The 23,907-nt window shown below is 67.9% G+C and carries 25 protein-coding genes and 1 tRNA gene; 10 read left to right on the top strand and 16 right to left on the bottom strand.

Annotated elements, in window-relative coordinates:
• Window positions 1-15: 15 nt before the first annotated feature.
• On the top strand, window positions 16-822 hold the full coding sequence (locus ESP70_RS17045; RefSeq protein ID WP_149690489.1) for an SDR family NAD(P)-dependent oxidoreductase: 807 nt from the start codon (window positions 16-18) through the stop codon (window positions 820-822).
• A gap of 7 nt (window positions 823-829) precedes the next feature.
• Here the strand turns inward: ESP70_RS17045 and ESP70_RS17040 are convergent, their stop codons facing one another.
• The 4 genes from ESP70_RS17040 to ESP70_RS17025 are packed head-to-tail and all read right to left on the bottom strand — an operon-like array spanning window position 830 to window position 3,133.
• Complete coding sequence (locus ESP70_RS17040; protein WP_149690488.1) at window positions 830-1,474, bottom strand: methyltransferase; 645 nt, start codon at window positions 1,472-1,474, stop codon at window positions 830-832.
• Window positions 1,475-1,513: 39 nt separating this feature from the next.
• A complete protein-coding gene (locus tag ESP70_RS17035) occupies window positions 1,514-1,966 on the bottom strand; it encodes a DUF6328 family protein (RefSeq protein WP_149690487.1) in 453 nt (150 codons plus the stop codon).
• 1 nt (window position 1,967) lies between these two features.
• Window positions 1,968-2,240 (bottom strand): DUF7218 family protein, encoded by a 273-nt coding sequence (locus tag ESP70_RS17030; protein ID WP_149690486.1) that lies wholly within the window; start codon window positions 2,238-2,240, stop codon window positions 1,968-1,970.
• A 23-nt stretch (window positions 2,241-2,263) separates the two neighbouring features.
• A complete protein-coding gene (locus ESP70_RS17025) occupies window positions 2,264-3,133 on the bottom strand; it encodes an SDR family oxidoreductase (RefSeq protein ID WP_149690485.1) in 870 nt (289 codons plus the stop codon).
• Window positions 3,134-3,211: 78 nt separating this feature from the next.
• Here ESP70_RS17025 and ku point away from each other — a divergent pair, with 78 nt between their 5' ends.
• Window positions 3,212-4,060 (top strand): non-homologous end joining protein Ku, encoded by an 849-nt coding sequence (ku, locus tag ESP70_RS17020; RefSeq protein ID WP_149690484.1) that lies wholly within the window; start codon window positions 3,212-3,214, stop codon window positions 4,058-4,060.
• On the opposite strand, the gene ESP70_RS17015 is transcribed toward ku, so the two are convergent.
• Window positions 4,057-4,776 (bottom strand): GAF and ANTAR domain-containing protein, encoded by a 720-nt coding sequence (locus tag ESP70_RS17015; RefSeq protein ID WP_149690483.1) that lies wholly within the window; start codon window positions 4,774-4,776, stop codon window positions 4,057-4,059. The two genes, ku and ESP70_RS17015, sit on opposite strands and share 4 nt — an antisense overlap.
• Window positions 4,777-4,946: 170 nt before the next feature.
• On the opposite strand from ESP70_RS17015, the gene ESP70_RS17010 reads away from it, so the two are divergent.
• Window positions 4,947-5,435, top strand: coding sequence for a hypothetical protein (locus ESP70_RS17010; RefSeq protein WP_149690482.1), 489 nt, complete (start codon window positions 4,947-4,949; stop codon window positions 5,433-5,435).
• Here the strand turns inward: ESP70_RS17010 and ESP70_RS17005 are convergent.
• Entirely contained in the window at window positions 5,429-5,650 is a 222-nt protein-coding gene (locus ESP70_RS17005; protein ID WP_149690481.1) for a hypothetical protein, read from the bottom strand. The two genes, ESP70_RS17010 and ESP70_RS17005, sit on opposite strands and share 7 nt — an antisense overlap.
• Before the next feature lie 108 nt (window positions 5,651-5,758).
• Window positions 5,759-6,526, bottom strand: coding sequence for a sigma-70 family RNA polymerase sigma factor (locus ESP70_RS17000; RefSeq protein ID WP_149690480.1), 768 nt, complete (start codon window positions 6,524-6,526; stop codon window positions 5,759-5,761).
• 214 nt (window positions 6,527-6,740) lie between these two features.
• On the opposite strand from ESP70_RS17000, the gene ESP70_RS16995 reads away from it, so the two are divergent.
• The 4 genes from ESP70_RS16995 to ESP70_RS16980 all read left to right on the top strand — a co-directional run bounded on the left by ESP70_RS16995 (window position 6,741) and on the right by ESP70_RS16980 (window position 10,931).
• Window positions 6,741-9,119, top strand: coding sequence for an ATP-dependent DNA ligase (locus ESP70_RS16995; RefSeq protein ID WP_149690479.1), 2,379 nt, complete (start codon window positions 6,741-6,743; stop codon window positions 9,117-9,119).
• Window positions 9,120-9,160: 41 nt separating this feature from the next.
• Entirely contained in the window at window positions 9,161-9,586 is a 426-nt protein-coding gene (locus tag ESP70_RS16990) for a hypothetical protein (RefSeq protein ID WP_149690478.1), read from the top strand.
• A 118-nt stretch (window positions 9,587-9,704) separates the two neighbouring features.
• Window positions 9,705-10,373 (top strand): signal peptidase I, encoded by a 669-nt coding sequence (lepB, locus tag ESP70_RS16985; RefSeq protein WP_056210512.1) that lies wholly within the window; start codon window positions 9,705-9,707, stop codon window positions 10,371-10,373.
• Window positions 10,374-10,520: 147 nt separating this feature from the next.
• Entirely contained in the window at window positions 10,521-10,931 is a 411-nt protein-coding gene (locus ESP70_RS16980) for a cyclic nucleotide-binding domain-containing protein (RefSeq protein WP_246162070.1), read from the top strand.
• 35 nt (window positions 10,932-10,966) lie between these two features.
• Here the strand turns inward: ESP70_RS16980 and ESP70_RS16975 are convergent, their stop codons facing one another.
• The 3 genes from ESP70_RS16975 to ESP70_RS16965 all read right to left on the bottom strand — a co-directional run bounded on the left by ESP70_RS16975 (window position 10,967) and on the right by ESP70_RS16965 (window position 13,145).
• A complete protein-coding gene (locus ESP70_RS16975; RefSeq protein WP_149690477.1) occupies window positions 10,967-11,629 on the bottom strand; it encodes a Crp/Fnr family transcriptional regulator in 663 nt (220 codons plus the stop codon).
• Window positions 11,630-11,667: 38 nt separating this feature from the next.
• Window positions 11,668-12,981 (bottom strand): adenylate/guanylate cyclase domain-containing protein, encoded by a 1,314-nt coding sequence (locus ESP70_RS16970; protein ID WP_188110676.1) that lies wholly within the window; start codon window positions 12,979-12,981, stop codon window positions 11,668-11,670.
• Between the two features lie 88 nt (window positions 12,982-13,069).
• Window positions 13,070-13,145 (bottom strand) — tRNA-Arg (locus ESP70_RS16965).
• A gap of 141 nt (window positions 13,146-13,286) precedes the next feature.
• Here ESP70_RS16965 and ESP70_RS16960 point away from each other — a divergent pair.
• The gene (locus ESP70_RS16960) at window positions 13,287-15,134 is read left to right on the top strand and encodes a hypothetical protein (protein WP_149690475.1); all 1,848 of its coding nucleotides are present in this window, start codon (window positions 13,287-13,289) and stop codon (window positions 15,132-15,134) included.
• 234 nt (window positions 15,135-15,368) lie between these two features.
• Window positions 15,369-17,189 carry a phosphoenolpyruvate carboxykinase (GTP) gene (locus ESP70_RS16955; protein ID WP_149690474.1) on the top strand — a complete coding sequence of 607 codons (1,821 nt, stop codon included), beginning with the start codon at window positions 15,369-15,371 and terminating at the stop codon, window positions 17,187-17,189.
• A gap of 75 nt (window positions 17,190-17,264) precedes the next feature.
• Here the strand turns inward: ESP70_RS16955 and ESP70_RS16950 are convergent, their stop codons facing one another.
• On the bottom strand, window positions 17,265-18,284 hold the full coding sequence (locus ESP70_RS16950; protein WP_149690473.1) for an LLM class flavin-dependent oxidoreductase: 1,020 nt from the start codon (window positions 18,282-18,284) through the stop codon (window positions 17,265-17,267).
• A gap of 61 nt (window positions 18,285-18,345) precedes the next feature.
• On the opposite strand from ESP70_RS16950, the gene ESP70_RS16945 reads away from it, so the two are divergent.
• On the top strand, window positions 18,346-19,707 hold the full coding sequence (locus ESP70_RS16945; protein ID WP_149690472.1) for a CDP-glycerol glycerophosphotransferase family protein: 1,362 nt from the start codon (window positions 18,346-18,348) through the stop codon (window positions 19,705-19,707).
• Here the strand turns inward: ESP70_RS16945 and ESP70_RS16940 are convergent.
• From ESP70_RS16940 to ESP70_RS16920, 5 genes are all read right to left on the bottom strand, one after another.
• Window positions 19,704-19,964, bottom strand: coding sequence for a hypothetical protein (locus ESP70_RS16940; RefSeq protein WP_149690471.1), 261 nt, complete (start codon window positions 19,962-19,964; stop codon window positions 19,704-19,706). The genes ESP70_RS16945 and ESP70_RS16940 overlap by 4 nt on opposite strands.
• A 4-nt stretch (window positions 19,965-19,968) precedes the next feature.
• Window positions 19,969-20,148 carry a hypothetical protein gene (locus ESP70_RS16935; RefSeq protein ID WP_149690470.1) on the bottom strand — a complete coding sequence of 60 codons (180 nt, stop codon included), beginning with the start codon at window positions 20,146-20,148 and terminating at the stop codon, window positions 19,969-19,971.
• 92 nt (window positions 20,149-20,240) lie between these two features.
• Entirely contained in the window at window positions 20,241-21,689 is a 1,449-nt protein-coding gene (locus tag ESP70_RS16930) for an MFS transporter (protein ID WP_149690469.1), read from the bottom strand.
• A 194-nt stretch (window positions 21,690-21,883) separates the two neighbouring features.
• Entirely contained in the window at window positions 21,884-22,672 is a 789-nt protein-coding gene (locus tag ESP70_RS16925) for an MBL fold metallo-hydrolase (RefSeq protein ID WP_149690468.1), read from the bottom strand.
• Window positions 22,673-22,726: 54 nt separating this feature from the next.
• Window positions 22,727-23,854: a glycosyltransferase gene (locus tag ESP70_RS16920; RefSeq protein WP_149690467.1), complete on the bottom strand. Its 1,128-nt coding sequence runs from the start codon at window positions 23,852-23,854 to the stop codon at window positions 22,727-22,729.
• Between the last annotated feature and the right edge of the window lie 53 nt (window positions 23,855-23,907).

Genomic DNA, 23,907 nt, shown 5'->3' with positions numbered 1-23,907 from the left:
GAGGGAGAAACGGACATGGAGCGTGAAGACGAAGGGCGGGGCGGCAGGCCACTCGGGTTGGTGACCGGAGCGTCCAGCGGGATCGGCGCGGAGCTCGCACGCGAGATGGTGCGCAACGGATTCGACCTGATCGTGGTCGCCGAGGACGAGGGCGTCCTCGACATCGCGGCAGAGCTCAGCGACCAGGCCGAGGCCCAGCCGGTGCGCGCGGACCTCGCGACGCGGGCCGGCAACGAGATGGTCATCGACCTCGTCGCGCAGCAGGGCCGGCCGCTCGCCGCGGCGGCGATCAACGCCGGGATCGGCGTGCACGGGCGACTCATCGACACCGACCTCGAGGAGCACCTGCGACTCATCGCGCTCAACATCGTGTCGGCGGTGCACCTCGGCCGGTCGATCGCCAAGGGCATGGTCGACCGCGGCACCGGTCGGCTCCTGTTCACCTCGTCCGTCGCCTCGCAGATGCCCGGGCCGTTCTACACGACGTACGCCGCGTCGAAGTCGTTCATCCAGTCCTTCGCGCTCGGCCTCCGCGAGGAGCTCAACGACACCGGGGTCACCGTCACGTCGTTGATGCCAGGTCCGACCGACACCGAGTTCTTCGACCGCGCCGGGATGCACGGCACCAAGGTCGCCGAAGGGTCCAAGGACGATCCCGCGGACGTCGCCAAGGCCGGCTTCGCGGCCATGATGTCGGGAGACGACCACGTCGTGACCGGCTGGCGCAACAAGATGCAGTCCGCTGCCGTCGGCGTGCTGCCCGACGCGATGGCGGCCAAGGTACACCGGTCGATGACCGAACCGCCCGACGACGCCACCTGACAGCGGCTCACCTGACGAGGAGCACCAGCACTCCACGGTCGTCGTACGCACGATGCTCCACCAGTCGCAGGTCGAGCTCCGGGTGGTCCGTGAGGTGGTCGCTGACCGCCGCGACCTGGTCGAGCCCGCCGAGCTGCAGGAGCGCTGATCCGCCGTCCCCGAGGTGCCGGCCGATCAGCTCGAGACACGTACGCGCGAGGTCGAGGCCGTCCGCACCGCCGTCGATCGCATGGACCGGGTCGTCGACGTGCTCCCCGGTGTCCGCGCTCGGGACCCAGGGCGGGTCGGCGATGATCAGCGCGAACCGCTCCTCGTCGGCGATCAACCCGTCCATGAGCCCGCACCGGATGTCGACCGGTCCCGGCAGGTTCGCCCGCTCGACGTTCGCCGCCGCGTGGTCGCAGGCGACCTCCGAGGAGTCGACCAGGACGAGCGGGCGGTCCTGGCCGACCATCGTCAGCAGGCCGATGTGCCCGACGCCGGCGCACAGCTCGAGCACGGGGCCGGCCGGGGCGGTGCGCAGCAGCGCGGAGGCCCACGCGGACTGGGCTGTGGTCCACCTTCGAGGGCGCAGCACCCGTTGGTCGTACTGGATCGACAGCGATCCGAACTCGATCAGCTCGGTGCGCACCGGCTCGACATCAAGGGTCACCGTCGCCGGATACCCCGCGGCACCGCACGGCAAACCACGTCAGTCGATCTTGACCTCGCGGGCCGGAACCAGGACCCACGCCACGAGGACGAACAGCACGACGAGCGTCGCCACGAGCCAGGCGACCCAGGTCGTCGCCACGACGTCGAGGATCAGCCACACTGCGCCGACGTTCGCGAGCGCGAGGGTGCCGAGGCCCCAACGGGACGAATGATGCGCCGCCTCGACCAGCCAGGGCCGGGCGTGCCGGTGGAACAGGGCTCGGTGCAGAGCGACCGGCGTCATCAGCAGGAACGTCGCCGCGACGGCGCAGCACAGCACAGCGGCATAGACCGCGTGCCGTGACTCCTCGAGGTCCTCGAAGCGCGGCGTGAACGGCAGCGTCAGCAGGAATCCCGTCAGGATCTGCACCCCGGTCTGCGCGACCCGCAGCTCCTGCAGGAGCTCCTGCCAGTTGCGGTCGACCTTGCCCTGCTGCGAGGACGTGGCCACGTCAGTGGTTGCGGAGGGCCTTGACCAGCTCCGACTTGTTCTTCCCCGAGTAGTTCGTCAGCCCGAGCTCCTTGGCCCGCTTCCTGAGGTCGTCGACCTTCCAGTCCTCGTACGACCCGGACTCACCGCCCTTGCGGCCGACCGACGACTTCGACCTGCCCTTCTGAGCCGCCGCGTTCGAGATGCGCGCCGCCTTCTCCTTGGACGCGCCGTCCTCACGGAGGTCCTCATACATGTCAGGGTTCTTCAGACTCGCATTCTTCTTGGCCGGCATGACTGCTCCTTTCGTTCGATCGATCAGAAGACGGCCTTGCCGCCCGTGACGCCCAGCACCGTGCCGGACACATAGCTCGCATCGCGCTCGGACGCGAGGAACACGAACGACGGTGCGACCTCCGCCGGCTGCCCGGCACGCCCCAGCGGAGTGTCCTTGCCGAACTGCTCGACCTTCTCGACCGGCTGGGTCGCCGGCTGCAGCGGTGTCCAGATCGGACCCGGCGCCACGGCATTGACCCGTATGCCCTTGGGCCCCAGCTGGGCCGCGAGGTTGACCGTCGCGTTGTTGATCGCCGCCTTCGTCGCGGCATAGTCGAGCAGCGTGCTCGACGGGTCGTAGGCCTGGATCGACGAGTTGTTGATGATCGCCGATCCCGGCTTGAGATGCGCCACTGCGGCACGGGTCAGCCAGAACAACGCGTAGAGGTTCGTCGTGAAGACCCGGTCCATCCGCTCGTCCGTGATCTCCTCGATGCCCTCCTCGCGAGCCATCTGGAACCCGGCGTTGTTGACCAGCACGTCAAGCCCGCCGAGCTGCTGCACCGTGTCGGCGACGACCCGGTCGCACGTCCCACGGTCACGCAGGTCGGCCTCGATCGCGACGTGCTGGCGGCCGGCCTGCTCGAGCAGCGCGGACATCTCGTCGGCGTCGGCCTTCTCCTCGGGCAGATAGGTGAACGCCACGTCGGCGCCCTCACGCGCGTACGCGATGGCGACGGCGCGGCCGATGCCGGAGTCGCCGCCCGTGATCAGCGCCTTGCGACCCTCGAGACGGCCGCTTCCCCGGTACGAGTCCTCGCCGTGATCCGGCACCGGTTGCATCTCGCTCGTCAGTCCCGGCGGCTCCTGCTGTTGGGGTGGGAAGGTCCGCGATTCGTCGTCTTGACTCATGCGGAGGACGTGCCCACTCCCTCGACGCGTTAAACGTGAACGACTGGCGTCCGGGGATCAAGCACGATTCACTTAGGCATGCGATCCATCTGGAAGGGCGCCATCAGCTTCGGTCTGGTCAATGTGCCCGTCAAGGTCTACAGCGCGACCCAGAGCCACGACGTCCAGCTCCACCAGGTCCACAACAAGGACGGCGGGCGGATCCGCTATCAACGCAAGTGCGAGGTGTGCAACAAGGTCGTCGCCTACGAGGACATCGACAAGGCCTATGACGACGGCGAGAAGACCGTCGTGCTCACCGATGAGGACTTCTCCGCACTGCCGGCCGAGCGCAGCCACGAGATCGAGGTCGTCGAGTTCGTGCCCGCCGACCAGGTCGACGTGCTGATGCTCGACAAGGCCTACTTCCTGGAGCCCGAGGAGCGGGCCCTCAAGCCCTACACCCTGCTGCGCCGCGCGCTCGAGGACTCCGACCGCACGGCGATCGTCCAGTTCGCCCTGCGCCAGAAGACCCGGCTCGCGGCCCTGCGCGTACGCGACAACGTGCTGGTGCTCCAGACGATGCTGTGGGACGACGAGGTCCGCAAGCCCGAGTTCGACGTCCTCGACTCGACGCCGCGCATCAGCCAGAAGGAGCGGGACATGGCGGCGCAGCTCGTCGACTCCCTGTCGGAGGACTTCGACCCCTCGGCGTTCACCGATGATTACCAGGAGCAGCTCCGTACGTTGATCGAGGCCAAGATCGAGCAGGGCGCCTCGCTCGACACCGAGGCCACGTTCGGTGAGCAGCCGGAGGACGAGAGCGCCGACGTCGTCGACCTGATGGAGGCGCTCAAGCGCAGCGTCGACCGCAAGAACGCGTCCAAGAAACCGGCGAAGAAGAGCGCCGCCAAGAAGAAGCCGGCGGCCAAGAAGAAGGCCGGCTAGCGGGCCGGAGTCTGCTCCGGCGAGAGCTGCGGCGTCTGGAACGTCGCGTCCGGTGAGTTGCGGTGGTCGACGACCCACTCGGCGACGTAGCGCAGCTTGACGTTGTGCGCCTGCGACTGCCGGCGCAGGAAGTCGAACGCCCGGTCGGGGTCGAGGTCGAAGCGCTCCATGAGGATGCCCTGCGCCTGGCCGATCAGCTTGCGAGCGTCGATCGCGACCTGCAGGCCTTCCTCGTTGTGCGCGTTGGCCAGCGCGACGGCTGCATGGCGTACGAAGATCGTGGCGACTGCGACATCGTCATCGTCGAACGCGTTGACGTGGTCGGCGTAGAGGTTGAGCGAGCCGTAACGACGCGTCCGCGTCTCCAGCCGGACGCTCAACACGCTGCGGATGCCGAGCTCGGCGACGGCCGGGCCCCACTTGAGCCAGCGCGGATCGTTGCCGACGTCACCCGACTGATAGATCGCCTCGCCCTCGATCGCGTCGAGGCACGGGCCCTCGTCATGCACGATCTGCAGGTTGTGTGACTCCCCGACGCGCTGGGACGTGGCCGCCGCGGTCTCGATCTGGTTGCGGGCGTGGACCAGCATGATGCCGGAGTCGTCGCAGCTGGTGGCGACCCGCGCGTACTCGGCGATCAGCTCGACCGTGCGCTCCGCGGTGGGCTCGTCGTGCAGGTCGAGCGCCATCTGCGAGAAGAAGGTCGAGCTGTCCACGCGGGAACTCCTTACTGGGCGCTTCAAGAGAAGCACCCTCCGACCGAAATATATAGCGGCGGGGGGTCGGTGTTTGCTGCCAGAGGGGCTGGGTACGTCCGGCGCAACACGCGGACGCACTGAGGCGGCAACACCGTGCCGCTCCTCGAATCTCGGGAAGGGGATGCCCGATGACCTTCGATCCGGGCTCCACCGGAACCACCGTCACCATCTTCGGCGGGAGCGATCCGCTCGACCACGCCCTCAGCAACCAGCTCGACCGGCGCGGCTGCAAGACGCACTCGGTGACGGTCGCGACCGGGTGGTTGCAGTCGGTGACCCACGCGATCATGCGGCTGGACACCGTGGCCGGTGCCGAGGCATTCAAGCAGCTGGCCGACACCCCGGAGCCCCGTTCGCACGTCGTCGCCGTGTGTCCCGAGACCGAGGATGCTGCGGAGTCCGACCGGGTCCGCGACCTGTGCCGCGCCTGCGGCGTGCACCATGACGTCGCCCTGATCTGGCACCCGCCGCTCGGCGCCAGCACCACAGCAGCGTCGACTGCGAGCACGACGGCCGCCCTGGCGGCGACCGTTGCCGACGAGATGGCCGATCACCTCAGCGTGGGAGCGCCCGCGTTCGTCACCCGGCCGTTCACGTTCGAGTCCGAAGGTCATTGAGGCTCGAGCTCCTCGGCGGCGTCGTCGAACATGCCGACCGTCGCACGCACGTCCCACAGTGCGGCCGGCGCGTTGCTCGTCTGGACGGAGATCTTTGCCGTGCCGTCTCCGTCGAGCGCACACGCGATCACGTCGTGATGGAGGGCGAACTCATGGAGCAGATCGCGCTGGATGTCAGGGCCGCTCAGGCGAAAGGTGAGGGTAGTGCGTCGCACGGGACCGTTCCTCGGGTCAGCAAGATGGAGCGGCTGCTGCTGAACCGGCGACTGCACTCTACCCAACGCGCGCGGATGGGCGGTCACCGGATCGGTGACCGCCCATCGTCAGGCTGCGTCGGCTGCGAGCGCGGATTCTCGGAGCCTGGCCAGCAGCTTGGCGAGCCGACGAGAGATCTGCATCTGGCTCACCCCGACAATCTCCGCGATCTCCTGCTGGGTCTTGTCCTCCACGAACCTGAGCCGGAGCAACAGTCGCTCGTCGTCATCGAGCTCGCGGCACAGCGGCTCGATCGTCACCCAGTCGTCGATGAACTCGTAGTCGGACGCGTCGCTGGCGATCGTCTCGCCCAGCGGCCGGCCGCTCTCGCGAACGGGCTGGTCGAGCGACGTCGGTGAGAAGCAGCTGCGTGCCGCCATCGCCTCCCGGACGTCATCGACGCCGGCGTCGATCTCGTCGGCGATCGTCTCGATGTCCGGCTGCCGGGAGTCTGACTGCAAGCAGCGTTCGGTCGCGCTGGAGATGTCCGCCTGCATCTGCTGGATCCGGCGCGGTGGCCGGATGCCCCAGCAGTAGTCGCGGAAATACTTCTTGATCTCGCCGAGAATCGTGACCGTGGCAAAGGGTACGAACTCACCACGGTCGTGATCGAAGCCACGAATGGCCTTGACCAAGGCGAAGCAGGCGACCTGCGTCAGGTCGTCGCGGTCGGCTCCTCGGCCGGCATAACGCCCGGCCAGATGGTGCGCGAGACCGAGATGGCGACGAACCACCTCGTCCTCGAGGAGCTCTCGTTCGGCATCGTCTGCGTGACGCGCCGCTTCGAGCAGATCGTGCGTGTCATCGTGCTGCGCCATTGCGGGAGCAGTGTTCACGGTAAAACCCCCAGGGGTCTCGATCCGTCAACCGGCTTCTGCTCAACCGGTGCTCCAACCATGGCACTGTGGTGTCTGAAGCGCAAGAGCCTCGTGGTCGCAACTGACTAGTCGATATGGTTCCAACTAGCCATCTCAGCGTCTCGGTGCGGCGTGTCCCTCGCGTTTCGCCCGGTCCCCCCCGGGTACGAGCCGGTGAGCGAGAGGAGGCCCGATGGCGCGCAAGAACGACACCCAGACCGTGTCGGTCGCCGGCCAGCGCCTCCGCCTCACCAACCCCGACAAGGTCATCTATCCGTCCACCGGTACGACCAAGGCCGAGGTCATCTCCTACTACATGGAGATCGCGCCGTTCCTGCTGCCACACCTCGCCGGCCGCATCGTGACGCGCAAGCGCTGGGTCGACGGCGTCGGCACGGCGGACAAGCCGGGCGAGGTGTTCTTCGAGAAGAACCTGCCGTCGTCGGCGCCGGACTGGATCCGGCGTGTGGAGATCCAGCACAGCGATCACGTCAACACCTATCCGGTGTTCGACAGTGCCGCCGCGCTCGCGTGGGCCGGACAGGTCGGCGCGCTCGAGCTGCACGTCCCGCAGTGGAAGGTCGACAGTCGCGGCAAGAAGCTGAACCCCGACCACCTCGTGCTCGACCTCGACCCCGGACCGGGCGCGGGACTGCCCGAGTGCGTCGAGGTGGCCAAGCGGGCTCGCGCGCTGCTGCGCGAGCTCGACCTCGAGGCCTACCCGGTGACGAGCGGCAGCAAGGGCATCCACCTCTATGCCGGGCTCGACGGCGAGCACGACGCCGACTACGTCAACCAGTTCGCCAAGCAGTTCGCCCAGGTGCTGGAGGCCGACCTGCCCGACCTCGTGGTCAGCTCGATGAAGAAGAGCCTGCGCGGCGGCAAGGTCCTGGTCGACTGGAGCCAGAACAACGCCAACAAGACCACGATCGCGCCCTACTCGCTGCGCGGGCGGACCGAGCCCTACGTCGCGGTGCCCCGCACGTGGCGTGAGCTCAACGACGACCTGCAGCACCTCACGATGGACGAGGTGCTGCAGCGCATGAGGCGGCGCAAGGACCCCATGGCCGACCTGGCCGGGCCGCCGCCGGCAAGCGACAAGCTCGCGACCTATCGGTCGAAGCGTGATGCGAAGAAGACGCCCGAGCCGGTGCCGTCCTCGCCGGTTGAGCTTGTCGAAGCCCCGGGTGGCGGTGATGGAAACTCGTTCGTGATCCAGGAGCACCACGCCAGCAGCCTCCATTGGGACTTCCGGCTCGAGCACGACGGCGTCCTGGTCTCGTGGGCGCTGCCCAAGGGCCCGCCTACGGATCCCAAGAAGAACCACCTCGCGGTGCAGACCGAGGACCACCCGCTGGAGTACGGCACGTTCGAGGGCACGATCCCCAAGGGCGAGTACGGCGGCGGCGAGGTCACGATCTGGGACGCCGGGACGTTCGAGCTCGAGAAGTGGCGCGATGGCAAGGAAGTCATCGCGACGCTCACCGGCCGCAAGGGCGGCGGGCTCGGCGGACCCCGGAAGTTCGCCCTGATCAAGACCGGCAAGAACTGGCTGATCCACCTGATGGAGGCGCCGAAGCCACCCCGCAGGACAGCAGCGCCGCGCTCGATGAAGAAGGGCTTCGTGGCGCCGATGCTCGCCAAGCTCGGGTCGGCGGGCGACGTCCACGACGAGGACGAGTGGGCGTTCGAGATGAAGTGGGACGGCATCCGGGCGGTCGCGGTGATCGACGGCAAGGACGTCGGCCTGTTCACCCGCAACGAGAACGACGTCACCGCCGGCTATCCCGAGGTCGTGAACGCCCTGGCCGAGCTCGGGCTCGACGACACGGTGCTCGACGGCGAGATCGTCGCGCTCAACGCCGCCGGGGTCCCCGACTTCGGCCGGCTGCAGCAGCGCATGGGGCTGACCAAGGAAGCCGACGTCGAGGCCGCTCGCCGCGAGGTGCCGGTCACGTACCTCGTGTTCGACCTCATGCGTTCCGGCGGCGACTCGCTGGTCGAGGAGACGTACGTCGAACGGCGCAAGGCCCTGCAGACGCTCAAGATCGCGGCGGACGTCGTCGACGTGCCCAAGGCCCACGAGGGCTCGCTGGAGGACGCCGTCGAGTCGAGCAAGACGCTCGGGCTCGAGGGTGTGCTGGCCAAGCGGCGCGACAGCCGCTACCTCGGTGGCAAGCGCGCAACGGCGTGGACCAAGGTCAAGCACCAGCGCATGCAGGAGGTCGTCGTGGGCGGTTGGCGCGCAGGCCAAGGCGCCCGCAGCGGCACGATCGGCGCACTGCTGCTCGGCATCCCCACCGAGGACGGGCTCCGCTACGTCGGCAAGGTCGGCACGGGATTCGACGAGCGTACGTTGGCCGACCTCCAGCAGCGGTTGTCGAAGCTGACCCGCAAGACCAGCCCGTTCGGCGACATCCCCCGCGAGGTCACCCGTGATGCCCAGTGGGTGACGCCCCGCCTCGTCGGCGAGGTGTCGTTCGCGGAGTGGACGGCCGGCGGCCATCTTCGCCAGCCCAGCTGGCGCGGCCTGCGTCCCGACAAGAAGCCCCAGGAGGTCGCCTTGGAGTGAGGCTGCGACCGATCGAAACCACCACGACACGAGGAGAATCCATGCCGTTCAAGAAGAAGAAGTTCCGCAACCGACTCGAAGCACGCCTGGATGACCTGGCGAGCCAGACCGAAGAGCTCCGCCAGCAGGTCGTCGACCGGGCGCCGGGCGTACGCGACTCACTGGTCGACATGCTGCCCGACAAGGACCAGCTGCGTGACCTGCGCGACGACCTGTTCGACCGTCTCCCCGACGGTGTCGCGGACAAGGTGCCCGACAAGGTCAAGCCCAAGAAGCGCTCGAAGCTCAAGCGCGTCGCGTTCCTCGGCGTACTGACCGGCGCCGGTGCCGCGGCGTTCGCTGCGGTGAAGGGCAAGGGTCAGACCCCGCCGCCGCCCGAGCCGTTCCCGGCGCCACCCACGCCGGCGGCCTCGGCGGACGTGACGGCACCGAAGCCGGCCAAGAAGGCACCCGCCAAGAAGCCGTGAGCACGACACGAGATCCCCGGGCGATGCCCCGGGGATCTCGTGCGTCGCACGACTCCGCGGAATCGCCGGGAGGAATCCTGAGATCCGGCGTTTGGCAAGGTCCGGCTAGGCTCTGTGCGTGACGGATCAGAAGAAGACGCGCAAACAGCTGCCGGTCTGGCAGGAATCGATCCTTCTGGTCGCCACCGCCATGGTCATGGCCGTGGTCGTCAAGACGTTCTTCCTCCAGGCGTTCTACATCCCGTCGGAGTCGATGGAGCCGACGATGCTCGTCAACGACAAGATCCTCGTGCAGAAGGTGTCCTACTGGGGCGGCGACGTGAAGCGCGGCGACATCGTGGTGTTCGACGACCCGGGGGGCTGGCTGAGCGCCGAGGACTCCAAGCACGCGTCCAACCCGATCCAGAAGGCACTCGAGACCGTCGGCCTGTTCCCCACCGGCGGCCACCTCATCAAACGTGTCATCGGGGTCGGTGGCGACACCGTGGCGTGCTGCACCGACGGCAAGCTGACGGTCAACGGCAAGGAGCTCACCGAGCCCTACGTGCTCGACGAGACCGCCACCAAGGACAAGACGTTCGAGGTCAAGGTGCCCAAGGGACACCTGTGGGTCATGGGCGACAACCGCGGCAACTCCAGTGACTCCCGCGCTCACATGGGTGACCCGGGCGGCGGATTCATCTCCGAGAGCAGCGTGGTCGGCAAGGCCTGGCTGCGGGTGTGGCCGCTCGGCCGGGCCGGGTTCATCCACAAGCCCGACACGTTCGACGCCAACCTCAGTCCCTGACGGATCGCATACGACAGAAGTCCCGCCCGAGCATCAGCTCCGGCGGGACTTCTTGTGTCGGCCAGCGAACAGAACCCTCGGCCCAAGGTCGCGACGATGGGGCTCACGAGCGGCGACGTGTCCGCTCCAACCTGAAGGGACACACCCATGAGTCACAAGCACAGGCTCGACCGTCAGGTCGAGAACGACCTGACCCGTATGACCACCTTCGACGCCGCGCTGGTCAGGGCGCTCGCCACGGTCGGGACGTCGGTCCACATCCCGAAGGGCTGGGCGATCATGATGGAGATGACGCCGGCGGACTCGGCCTACATCCTGCTCAAAGGCAGCGTCGAGGTTCGCAAGTCTGGTGAGGTCCGCAGGACCCTCGGCCCCGGCGACGTGTTCGGTGAGATCGCCTTGGTCGACCATCGCCTGCGCAGCGCCTCGATCGTCGCGTCCACCGACGTCACGGCTCTGCGTCTTGAGGGCACCGCCCTTCAGGCCCTGGTCGACATGAACCCCGCGTTCGCCGACGCTCTACGATCCTCGGCGGACAGTCGACTCGCAGCGTTCTAGCGGCGCCGCGATCAGATCCGGAGGTCGGAGGGAGGTCATCGGCCGGCCTTGCGTGCCAGCGCCTGCTCGTCGACAACCGTCACCCTGCCGCGCGCGACCTGGACGATCCCCTCACGCGCGAGCTGCTGGAGCACCTGGTTGACCGACGGCCTGGTGCCGCCGACGAGGTCTGCCAGCTGTTCCTGCGTCAGGGGGATCGTGAATCCCGAGTCCCGCCCGCCGAACACGTCGCCCACGTCGAGGAGCGCGCGATACAGACGTTGGTCCAGGTCGACGTACCTCGCCTCCAGCAGGTCCGCGCTGAGCTTCCTGATACGAGCAGCCATCAAGCCCCCCACCAGACGCTCGATGCGGGGATGGCTCTCGCACAAGCGGTGAAAGGCCGGTTGCGTGAGCACGAGAGTCTCCGCGGCGTCGAGCGACACGATCGTGGCCGAACGCGGCGCCGGATCCTGCTCGCCCAGCATCGACAGCTCGCCGAACCAGTCACCCGAACCAAGCACGTTGAGTGTCGCCAGGTCCCCGTCCGGCGTGGAGACCATCACGGAGAAGTGCCCCGAGACGACCAGGTGCACCGAGTCCGAGCGGTCGCCCGCGTGGAAGACGATCTCCCCTTTGGCGAACGAGCGACGTCGCGCTGCCCCCAGGACGGCCTGTTGCTCGCCATCGTCGAGCGATGCCAGCGGTGACCAGTGCATGCCGAAGTCCTACCACAGCAACACCTGCAACGGCGGGCTCAAGCGGGCAGTGGCTCGTACATCGCGATGGGGAAGTGGACACCCTTGACCTGGACCTCGCCGCGTGGCTCGCAGGGGACACTGTCCGAGACAAGGTGCCAGCTCGTCTTCGAGAGGAGCACTGACCCGGGTCGGCACTCGGACTGGATGCGCGCGGCGATGTTGGTCTGCAGTCCGATGCCGGTGTACGTCGCGCGCACGGCAGAACCGAACGTACCGATGGACAGGACGCCCGTGTTGATGCCGATCCTGGCCTTGAGGTCCTGGTCGATCCCCAGCTCGTACCACCGCTGGCTCCAGACGGGCAACGAGCGCTGCAGCTCCTGAGCGGCGCCAAGGGCTGAGGTGACCTGTTCGTGTGCCTCCATCTCGTCCGGCGCACCGAAGATCGCCATCACCCCGTCACCGGCGAACTCGTTCAGCGTGCCGCCATGACTCTCGATGATCTGTGCGACCGAGCCCAGGTACTCGTTGACGATCTCGGCGAGGGCTTCCGGATCGAGCCGGTCCGCCAAGGTGGTGAACCCGACGACATCGGCGAAGAGCACCGTGACCCGCCGCCGCTGAGGGGAGTCGACCGTGGTGTCGCCGTGCTCAAGCCGGTCAGCGACCGCCGGCGGGGCGTAGCGACGAATCAGCGCCCGTGAGCTGAGCAGCTCTTCCTGCTGGCGCGCGATGATCTGCTCATCGACGAACCGGCCCCTCAACGTGTTCTCGATGACCAGGCTGATCCCGAGAACGATCAACGAGGTCGAGCTCAGCAGCCACAGCTGGTAGTTGAGGGTGCCGTTCCAGGTCCCGTCACGGTCGGCAAGGACGATCGCGACGACCACCGCCAAGGGCACGGTGAGAAGGAGGACAATCCCCGTGCTCCTGAACGGAAACTGCACGATCGGCGCGATGAACATGAAGAACCCGATCGTCGACACCATCAGGTTCGGCGTGTCGTCTGCATCCGTCAGGTAGACACCCAGCAGCCCACACATCGTGGTCAGCGTCAGTACCGCCGGCTGCACCCACATGCGCATGTGACGCTCGCCCAGCAGCACCGGAACGAGCACCGCAGGAAGACCGATTCCCCAGCACACAGCCGTGATCGTGAACGAGAGAATCGGCCCGTCGAGATCGAGAACGCGCGGCAGGACGAAAGGAGCGGTGGCCCAGACCAGGACCGAGATCCACAGGATGGCCCGGCTGGTGGGCCACGTGCGGCTGAGAAACCACTCGTTGTACTGCTCCTCGATCGAACCGTTGAACCTCCCGAGCATGCTCGCTCGCCCCAGGTCCGCAGGCACGATCCGCTCGATGTCCATGACCGGACGATACGGGTTCCTGCAGGGCCATCCGTCGACAACGAGAAATCCCGCCATCCCAGCTTCTGGCCGGAACGACGGGAACGTCTGGCGCGCCCGAAGGGATTCGAACCCCTAACCTTCTGATCCGTAGTCAGATGCTCTATCCGTTGAGCTACGGGCGCATGCCCCGAAGGGCCTCGCTGAGTCTAGCGTGGCGCTTCGCGGAGGGAAAATCTGGCCAGTTCCTCGGACTTGGCCCACATGGTCCGAGCGTCCCCTAGGGTGATGCACAACAACCTGTCACCGATCGGGGAGGACCCGTCATGTCGGCACGCCCGCTGCGCAGAATCGCCAGCGTCACCTCAACCTTCGCGCTGGTCGCGGCCGGCATCGCCGTGTCGACCAGCGCTGCCACTGCAGCGCCACCGGTCCCGGGATCCGACCCGTGTCCGGCCGCCCTGCCGATCGGCGACCTCGTCCCCGGAGTCACGACCGTCACGGGTCTCACGACGGTCAAGGGCACGACTCCGGAGGAGTTCCACGGCACGTACGTCGGGACCATCGAGAACGGCATCGCGCCGGGCCTCGACCTCCCGGTCTTCGACATGGAAGGCAGCCGCATCACGCACGGCGACGGCAGCGTCGACGCCGGCATCTGGGCCGGCATGTCCGGCTCGCCGGTCTACGACGACGCGACCGGCGAGCTGGTCGGCGCCGTCTCGTACGGTTTCAGCTCGGTCGCCAGCCCGCGTGCTGGTGTCACCCCGGCGACGTACATGTACGACCTCGCCAACCCGAAGTACTCAACCCTGTCGGCCGCCCGCGGCACGGTGCGCGCGACGGCCAAGGAAGCCGCCGCCATCGCCAAGGCCAGCGACGCGCCGGGCGCTCTCGGCACCGGGCACATCATCACGCCGAGCAAGCAGGTCAGCGGCATCCCCGCTGCCGCCGCCAACAAGATCGCCGCCAAGTCGCCGATGCTGCAGGCGAAGGCCCCGAACAAGTCAGGCGGGTTCCGCTCCGGTGGCGCATCCTTGGGCGCTGACGCCGACTACCCCATCCAGGTCGGCGGCAACATCGCCACGACGTTCTCCACCGGAGACGTCACGACCGCGGCGGTCGGCACCGTCACCGCGATCTGCGGCAACAAGGTCTTCGCCTTCGGCCACCCCGACGAGTTCACCGGCAAGTCCACCGAGACGTTCAACGGCGCCAGCGCGGTCGACGTCCAGGAGGACGGTGGCCTCGGATCGTCGTACAAGATCGCGAACGTCGGTGCCGTCAAGGGCGTCATCAACCAGGACCGGCTCGCCGGCATCCTCGGCACGCTCGGCCAGCAGCCCACCAACATCGAGGTCGTCACGCACGCGACCGGTCTCGGTGACACGCGCGACGCGACGACCGACGTCGCCGTTCCTGCCGCGCTGTCGTACGTCGTGTCCGCCCAGGTCTACAACGACGCCGTGACGTTGCTGAACCAGTACTCGTCGGGCGACGCCACGATCACGTGGAAGATCCACTACACCCGCACGATCGACGGCGTCCCGACGCCTGAGGTGTTCCAGCGGACGCAGCACGTCTCGGCGTTCGAGGCCTTCCCCGACGAGGCGTCCTACCTGGCGGCCAGCGACGTCGAGGCCCTGGTCTCGAACGGTTTCGAGAAGGTCACCGTCTCCAAGGTCGAGGTCAACTCGACGTTCCTGCCGGACTATCGCGCGTTCCGCACCGTCGGTGCGCAGGTCCTCAGCAACGGCGTGTGGAAGAACATCAGCTCGGACACGCCGATCAAGGCGAAGCCCGGCGCCACGCTGAGCCTGCGGGTCAAGCTCGCCGCGGCGAACTACCTGTCCGAGGTCGAGCCCACGACGGTCCCGTTCCAGGTCAAGACGTCGGCGAGCGCCAAGGGCACCGGCTCGATCCGGCTGACCGGCCAGTCGTACAGCTGGGACGACGAGGAGGAGTTCGGCTTCGACGACGAGGAAGAGGAGTACTACGAGCCTGAGAGCCTCGACGAGCTGCTCGACCTCATCAAGCAGGAGCCGCGCGCCGACAACATCCTGCGTCGCTACCACCGCCCGAACACCTACTCGGCGCAGGACCTGTACGCCAACCTGCGGGCCCCGGGAACCGTCACCGGTTCCTTCGGCTTCCGGGTGACGTTCGGCAGCTAGACCGTACGAACCATGGAGGGGCGGTGCCGCGAGGCGCCGCCCCTCCTGTCATACGTGTGACTATGTTCACCCCTTCCGACCAGCCCAAACGCCAGATATGGCACGTAAAGTCGGCAGAATCGTCATCGCCCGTCGGTGCCGATTCATCACACATCAGCTACCTGAGGCCCGCATGCCGAGGGAGTGCGAATCAATGCGCTTGGTTCGCGATGCGCGAGAAGGAAAAGTTCACACATGTCCGCAGACACCGTCATTTCCACCTACCGGACGACGCACCCCAGGCTCCAGGCCTGGGTTGACGAAGTCGCCGCCCTGACCAACCCCGCCGCCATCCACTGGGTCGAAGGCACTCCCGAGGAATGGGTCACGCTGACCGATGACCTCGTCGCCTCCGGCACCTTCGTACGACTCGACGAGTCCAAGAAGCCCAACTCGTTCTGGTGCGCGTCCGATCCGAGCGATGTCGCTCGCGTCGAGGACCGTACCTACATCTGCAGTGTTGACGAGGCCGACTGCGGCCCGACCAACAACTGGATGGAGCCTTCGGACATGAAGGCGATCATGACGAACCTCTACGACGGCTGCATGCAGGGCCGCACGATGTACGTCATCCCGTTCGTCATGGGTCACCTCGACTCGAGCAGCCCGATGTTCGGCGTCGAGATCACGGACTCCGCCTACGTCGTCGCGTCGATGACCGTGATGGCCCGCGTCGGCAAGAACGTGCTGGACAGGATCGAGGAGCTCGACGCCGACTACGTGCCCGCGTTGCACTCGATCGGTGCTCCACTCGCCGACGGCCAGCAGGACGTCCCGTGGCCGTGCAACGAGACCAAGTACATCGTCCAGTTCCCCGAGGAGCGGATGATCTGGTCGTTCGGCTCCGGCTACGGCGGCAACGCCCTGCTGGGCAAGAAGTGCTATTCGCTCCGTATCGCCTCGGTCATGGGCCGCGACGAGGGCTGGATGGCCGAGCACATGCTGATCCTCAAGCTCACGTCGCCCGAGAACGTCGTCAAGTACGTCGCGGCGGCGTTCCCGAGCGCGTGCGGCAAGACCAACCTCGCGATGGTCGAGCCGACCGTCCCCGGCTGGAAGGTCGAGACGATCGGCGACGACATCGCGTGGATCCGCGTCGGTGCCGACGGTCGTCTGTATGCCGTCAACCCCGAGTTCGGCCTGTTCGGCGTCGCCCCCGGCACGGGCTGGGACACCAACGCCAACGCGATGCGCACGATCGACCAGGGCAACTCGGTGTTCACCAACGTCGCGCTGACCGATGACGGTGACGTGTGGTGGGAAGGCATGACGGACGAGCCGCCGGCGCACCTGACGGACTGGAAGGGCCGCGACTGGACCCCTGCGTCCGACGAGGTCTCGTCGCACCCCAACAGCCGGTTCTGCACGCCGATCAAGCAGTGCCCGACCCTCGCGGCCGAGTACGACGACCCCAACGGCGTACCGCTCGACGCGATCCTGTTCGGCGGCCGTCGCAAGACGACGATCCCGCTCGTCACCGAGGCCCGCGACTGGACCCACGGCACGTTCATGGGCGCGACGCTGTCGTCGGAGACCACGGCTGCTGCGACCGGAGCGGTCGGTGTCGTCCGCCGCGACCCGATGGCGATGCTGCCGTTCATCGGCTACGACGCCGGTGACTACTTCAGCCACTGGATCAACATGGCCAAGAACAACGACGAGTCGAAGTTCCCCAAGATCTTCTACGTCAACTGGTTCCGTCGCGACGAGGACGGCGGCTTCCTGTGGCCGGGCTTCGGCGAGAACAGCCGCATCCTCAAGTACGTCATCGAGCGCGTCGAGGGCAAGGTCGAGGCGGTCGAGACGCCGATCGGCCTCGTGCCCGTCGCCGGCGCGATCGACACCGACGGGCTCGACGTCACGCCCGAGCAGCTCGAGCAGGCCCTGCGCGTCGACGTCGACGAGTGGAAGGCCGAGATCCCGCAGATCAACGAGTGGTTCGAGAAGTTCGGCGACAAGCTGCCGACCGTGCTCTGGACCGAGCTCGACGGCCTGAAGGCCCGCCTCGAGGGCTAGCGGTCTCCCGCTGAGCCTGACGTTTCTGCTGCGACATGCCGTGTCATACCAGCAGAAACGTCAGGCTCAGCGCGTTCAGGTGCGGGGTTTCCAGCCGATCGCGGGGAGGACGTGGTCGGCGAGGGCGCCGAGGAGGCGGGCGTTGTAGTCGACGCCGAGCTGGTTGGGCACCGTGAGCAGCAGCGAGTCCGCCTCGCGTACGGCGACATCTCGCGCGAGCTCCTCGGCCAGCGCGTCGGGCTCCCCGACGTACGACTTGCCGAACCTCGCGATGCCACCGTCGAGGTGACCGATCTGGTCCTCACCGCTGCGCTCGCCGAAGTAGGCGCGATCCTGCGCGTCGAGAATCGGGATGACGCTGCGGCTGACCGAGATCCTCGGCTCGCGCTCCCAGCCGGCCTCGGCCCACGTGGCGCGATAGCGCTGGATCTGCTCGAGCTGCAGCTCGTCGAACGGCACCCCGGTGTCCTCGGTGAGCAGCGTCGAGCTCATGAGGTTCATGCCCTGCTGGGCCGTCCACTCGGCCGTCGCCCGCGTGCCGGAGCCCCACCAGATGCGGTCGGCGAGGCCGGGCGACTGGGGCATGATCGGCAGCGGTGCCGACTGCCCGGTCATCCTCGGGTCGGACATCACGACACCGGCACCGGCGATCGTGTGCCGGAACAGCTCGGTGTGGGCGCGGGCCATGTCGGCGTCGCTCTGACCGTCCTCGGGCACGTGGCCGAACGACTCGTAGCCGCGGATCGCGGTCTCGGGTGATCCCCGACTGATGCCGAGCTGGAGCCGACCCTCGCTGATCAGGTCGGCGGCGGCGGCGTCCTCGGCCATGTAGAGCGGGTTCTCGTAGCGCATGTCGATCACGCCGGTGCCGATCTCGATGCGGCTCGTACGCGCACCGACCGCGGCCAGCAACGGGAACGGTGACGCCAGCTGGCGGGCGAAGTGGTGCACGCGGAAGAACGCGCCATCGAGGCCGAGCTCCTCGGCTGCGACCGCGAGGTCGATCGACTGCAGCAGGACATCACCGGCCGTACGCGTCTGCGAGCCGGGCACGGCCTGGTAGTGGCCGAAGGAGAGGAAGCCGACGTTCTTCATATCCGGGTCAACGTCGGGGAGCGTTGCGCTGTTCCGACTCGGCACGGCCTAGAGTCGGGGCGTGATCGTCGCCGCCCTGCTCGTGCTCGTCCTGGGCCTCGCGACCGGCGTCGTCGCCCGCCGCAGTGCGTCGGCCCGACCGCCGCGCGCGGCACACTTCCCCGGCCAGCCGGCCCACCTCGCTGACCGGCCACCGCTCCGCTTCCGGGTGTGGGCGCTGGTCGCCGCGTTGCTGACGGTCGTCGTGGTCATCGACGTCATGTTCCAGCCCGGCACGGCCCTGGTGATCGCGGTTGTCGGGGGTCTCGGGCTCGCCGTGATCGCCGGCACCATGCACCGGTACGCCCGGGAGTGTGGCGAGGCCGCCGCAGCCGTCCAGGCGTACGCGCCGACGATCGCGATCCCCTATGCAGGCAAGGTCGGCGTGCACATCGGCATGTGGTCGCCCTGGGTCGAGCGCACCGGTGTGCACTGGTGCATCGTCGCGCGTACGCCAGCGCTGTTCGGCCAGCTCGCCGAGATGTATCCGGACGTGCCGATCGTGCAGGGTCAGATCCCCGCGAGCGTACGCGGAGCGCTCTATCCACACGGCGCAGCGGCCAACACCGACTTCATGGCCGGCTCGTCCGCGACGCAGGTGTTCCTCGGGCACGGTGACAGCGACAAGCCGCTCAGCGCGTCCGAACGGGTGCTGCAGTACGACATCGTCACCGTCGCCGGGCAGGCGGCGATCGACCGGTTCGAGGCCGCCGGGCTGTCGATCCCGGCCGACAAGCTGCGCATCATCGGCCGCCCGCAGACCGAGGGCATCGCCCCGGCCACCGGGCCGGTGCCCAGCCCGGCGACCGTCCTCTATGCACCGACCTGGCGGCACGCCGACGACAGTCTCAACGTCTCGTCGCTGGCGGTCGCGGACCAGATCGTGCAGGCGCTGCTCGATCGTGGCTGCACCGTGGTGTTCCGCCGCCACTTCGCGGGCCAGAACCACGCCGAGGCCGAGGCGATGATCGTGCGGGTCAACCAGCTCCTCGAGGCCGACGTCGCAGCGACGGGACGACCACATCGCGGTGGCCCGTTCGCGATGGACGAGCCGCTGATCGACGCGTTCAACTCCGTCGACGCGATGGTGTCGGACGTGTCGGGCATCGTCGTGGACTTCATGGCGAGTGGCAAGCCCCTGGTCATGTACGCCGCGCAGTACGCCGACCCCGAGGCGTTCCGCGCAGCGCACCCGTCGGCCGCAGCGGCATACGTCATCGACCGCGACCTTGAAGGCCTGGGCGACGCGCTGGACGCAGCCCTCGGCGACGATCCGTTGGCGGCAGCACGGGCCGAGCGTGCTGACCACTACCTCGGCGGGCCGGATCGCACCGACCCGGCGCGACGGTTCATGGACCTGGTCCGAGAGCTGTCGAGCTCCTAGAAGACGTTCGCCAGCTGCCAGGCGAGCACCACGGCACCGAGCAGCCGGCGGAACGGCGAGGCCCCACGCACCAGCTCGTCCAACGCCCACACGATGAGTGCGCCGGCGCCGATCCAGCGCAGCTCGGTGTCCCGCGAGTCGTACGCGCTCCAGCGCAGGACCGTCGCCGCCAGCCAGACGACGAGGGCGGTGTTGGGGAGCTGGACGACGACGAGGCGTCCCGACGCGTCGCGGAAGAACCAGCCGAGACGCGTCACCCAGTCATGCTAGGTGCCGGTGCGACGAACCGCGCGTCGTCCCGACCCAGTGGGCCGCCTCCTCGCGGCGATGGCGCGCGTCAGCGGCGCGTTTGCCTTCAGCCCTGAACCGGAGCACCAGGAAGACGGCGAAGACGGCGTTCACGAAGACAACGCCGACAATCACCCACACCAAGACGACCATGTTCCCGGTCTACGCGGTCCGAGACCGCTGCGGGCAGTGAATCACCAGCGCTTGCGGCTTCCCGCACCAACCATGCGGGAAGGTGCGGGGGATCAGGCTGTTGCCGGCTCCATGAGTGACTCCGGAGACGGCTCCTGCACGAGCTGCTCCTCGAGCTTCTTGGCCGAGATCGTGGGGATCGCCAGGCCGGCGATCGCCGCGAGCAGCAGCGCGCCGCCGAGGACTGCGAAGCCGGCGGTGTAGCCGACCTCCTTGGGGAACCCACTGGGCAGGAAGTGCGCCGTGACGATGCTGGCCATGACCGCGGTGCCGACGGAGCCGCCGATCGTACGGATGTTGGCGTTCATGCCGCTCGCGACGCCGGTCTGCTCGGGCGGGACCGCGCCGACGATGAGCCCGGCGAGGCATGCGAACGCCAGGCCGATGCCGATGCCGGTGATGCCGTTGGCGACCGCGACCTGTGTCTTGGTGTCGTGCAGGTAGGCCAGCAGGAACATGCCGGCAGCGCCGAGTGCCGAGCCGAACACGACGACGGTCTTCGGGCCGATCCGGCGCGCGATCGATGCGGCAACGAGCCCGGTCAGGAACGTCGCGACCGCGGACGGCAGCATCAGCATGCCGGACTCGGTGACGCTCGACCCGAAGCCGTACCCGTTGGCGCTGGGCGTCTGGTTGAACTGCGGGATGAAGCCGAACGACGCGTACATGCCGATGCCGACGAGCAGCGCGACGAGGTTGGTCGTCCACACGCCGGGCAGGCGCATCATGCGCATGTCGATCAGCGGCACCGCAGCGCGCTGCTCGACCTGGATCCACGCGACCATCAGCACGACGGCGAGCACGAGGAGGCCGACCGTGCGGCCGGAGCCCCAGCCCCACTTCGGCGCCTCGCTGAGTGCGAGCAGGAGCGCGACGAGCCAGCTCGACAGCAGGACCGCGGGCAGCACCGAGATGCGGCCGGGCGTACGGACCGGCGACTCGGGGACGAAGACGATCGAGGCGACCGCCGCGATCGACGTCACGATGAACGGCAGCCAGAACAGCCAGTGGTAGCCGAGGCCCGACACGATCGGGCCGGCCAGCACGATGCCCGCGCCGAAGCCGACCGCCAGCAGCGACGAGACGACGCTGACGGCGCCGCCGACCTTGTGGGTGGGGAACTCATCGCGGATGATGCCGAATGCCAGCGGGAGGACGCCTCCGCCGACGCCCTGGATGATGCGGGCGACGATCAGGACGCCGATACTGCCGGCCAGTGCCGCGAGCAGCGAACCGGCGGCGAGGGCGACGAGCGACAGGACGAGCAGGCGCTCCTTGCCGAAGGCGTCACCGAGCCGGCCCATGATCGGCGTGAAGACCGAGGCGGACAGCAGGTAGGCGGTCAGGACCCAGGTCACGGTGTTCTGGTCGGTGTTCAGCTCGTGCTCGATCTCGGACAGCACCGGGATCGTGAGCGACTGCATGAGCGAGTAGGACGACACGGCCACCGCGAGCACGGCGAAGGTCAGCCAGTAGTGAGTGCGTCGGGTCGACGAAGGCACAGCAATTCTCCTGGAGGAGCGGGGTGGGTTGCGGAGCACGGTGATTGCTCCGCGCAACCAACTATACGGAGGTATTCTCCGTATCGCTACGTGCGCCTCGTCACCCTGTCGCTCGCTGGCGCGTCGGCCGCGGGCGCCTCCTTAGGGCATCGATGGCCACTGCTCGGCGAAGAGATCTTCGACCAGGATCTGGCTCAGCGGCCGATGAGGTCGTCGAGGATGCGCTTGTCGTGCGCGTTGAACACCGTCACACCCGCCTCGCCGTTGAGCCGGCGCAACGTGGCGTGGTTGTCGTCGAGCCGCTTGCGGTCGACTGCCATCAGCCGCTCGAACCCGCGCAGGATCCGGATCTTCGCCAGCGAGGCGCCGCTGGGCGAGCTCGGCGTGTAGAGACTGGCGTCGAACACGGCGTCACCGGCGTGGATCAGCAGACCGCGGTCCGAGGTCTCGACGGCCACGGCGGCGTGGCCCTTGGTGTGCCCCGGCATCGGGAGGTACGTGATGCCCGGCAGCACCTCGACGCCGTGCAGGTCATGCTTCCACAGCTCACCGGGTCCGGCATGCGTCCGGATGCGGGGCTCATGCGCCCATTGCCGCTGCGAGTAGCGCTGCCGCGAGGCGAAGTCGGGGTTGAGCACGGCCCGGTCGTACTCGTCGGCCGTCGTGTGGACCGTCGCCTCGGGGAAGTCGGCGATTCCGCCGATGTGGTCGAAGTCCATGTGCGTCAGCACGATGTGCTGCACGTCGGCGGCGGTGAACCCCCGTGCCTCGACCTGCCCGATCGCGGTTTTCGCGTCGTCGCGGTCGGGGCGCATCAGGAACCTGGCGACGCCCATACGTCGTGGATCGGCGAAGTCCTGCCGGCCGAGACCACTGTCGACGAGCACGAGCCCGTCCGGGGTCTCGCACAGGAGGACGTGGCAGACGACCTCCACCGTCGCCGGTGGATGCATGGAACCGCAGTTGAGGTGATGTACGCGCATGGGCTCGATCCTGTCGGAGTTGTCGCCGACACGTCACCCGAACGCCCATTTGGGTCAGCGCGGAGCCGGGCCGCCGAGGTGGGACTTGACCAGCTCGCGTATCGCCTCGACGAACACCTCTTCGTTGTGCCGTTCGGCGTGCTCCTTGATGCGCTCGACATCCCACTCGTGGACGTCGAGCTGCGCCAGCGCGTCGCGGACGTTGGCGGGCGTCGGCTCCTCGATGAACAGGGCCGTGACGTGCTCGATCATCGTCTCCATGTAGCCGCCCCAGCGCAGGACGATGCTGGGCTTGCCGAACGAGGCCGCCTCGAGCGGAGTCAGCCCGAAGTCCTCGTGACTGATCGCGATGAGCGCCCGGGACTGCCGATAGAGCCAGGCGATCTCGCCGTCGGTGATGTCCTCCATCAGGCGTACGTTGTCAGGCGCCGCGGCACGCAGGTCGTCGCCCATGGGTCCGCGGCCCACGATGATCAGGCGTCGGTGCGGCTCCTGGGCGTACGCCTCGATGGCCGCCCCGACGTTCTTGTAGGGCAGCAGCCGCGAGATGCACAGCTCGAACGGGTGCCCGTCGAGCCAGTCGACGATCTCGGGGATCGGAACCGACGGCCGGTCGACGGTGTTGGGCCGGGGCGCCGGCAGCACGACCGAGGTGCGGCCGTACTCGTTGAGCACCCGGTCCTGGACGATCGACGAGATCGTGATGTAGGCATCGGCCGACCTGGCCGCGCGGCGGTCCCACCAGACCAGGAACGGTCGCAGCAGCCGCAGCGCCAGCGACTCGGTCCAGGTCGCGTTGTCACCGAGGTAGCGCCGCGACTGGTAGAGCCAGCGCGCAGGCGAGTAGCAGTAGACGACCTTGTGGCTCGTCGACCGGAAACCGTGCGCCCAGCCACTGCTGCTGACGAGGACGAGGTCCGCGTCGATCTTGGTCATCGAGGCGGCCAACGGCAGCAACGGCAGGGCGAGCCGGTGATGGCGCCGGAAGAAGCGGATGCGGTTGAGCCAGGACGTCTTGATGCGCAGGTCGCGGAACTCCGGGAACGTCGCGTCGGGGTCGTAGACCGTCGTGTGGATCGTGGCCTCGGGGAACGCCGCCGCCATCGCCAGCACGACCCGCTCAGCGCCACCGCGCTGAGTCAGGTAGTCGTGGGCGATCGCCACGGTGGGGCGCCGCGTCACCGGTCATCCTCTGCAAGGCTCACGTCTCCATCGAACCAGACGAGGGGTCACGC

The organism is Aeromicrobium ginsengisoli (genome assembly GCF_004134905.2).
Lineage (GTDB): Bacteria > Actinomycetota > Actinomycetes > Propionibacteriales > Nocardioidaceae > Aeromicrobium > Aeromicrobium ginsengisoli.
This window is presented reverse-complemented; position numbering and strand designations above follow the sequence as displayed.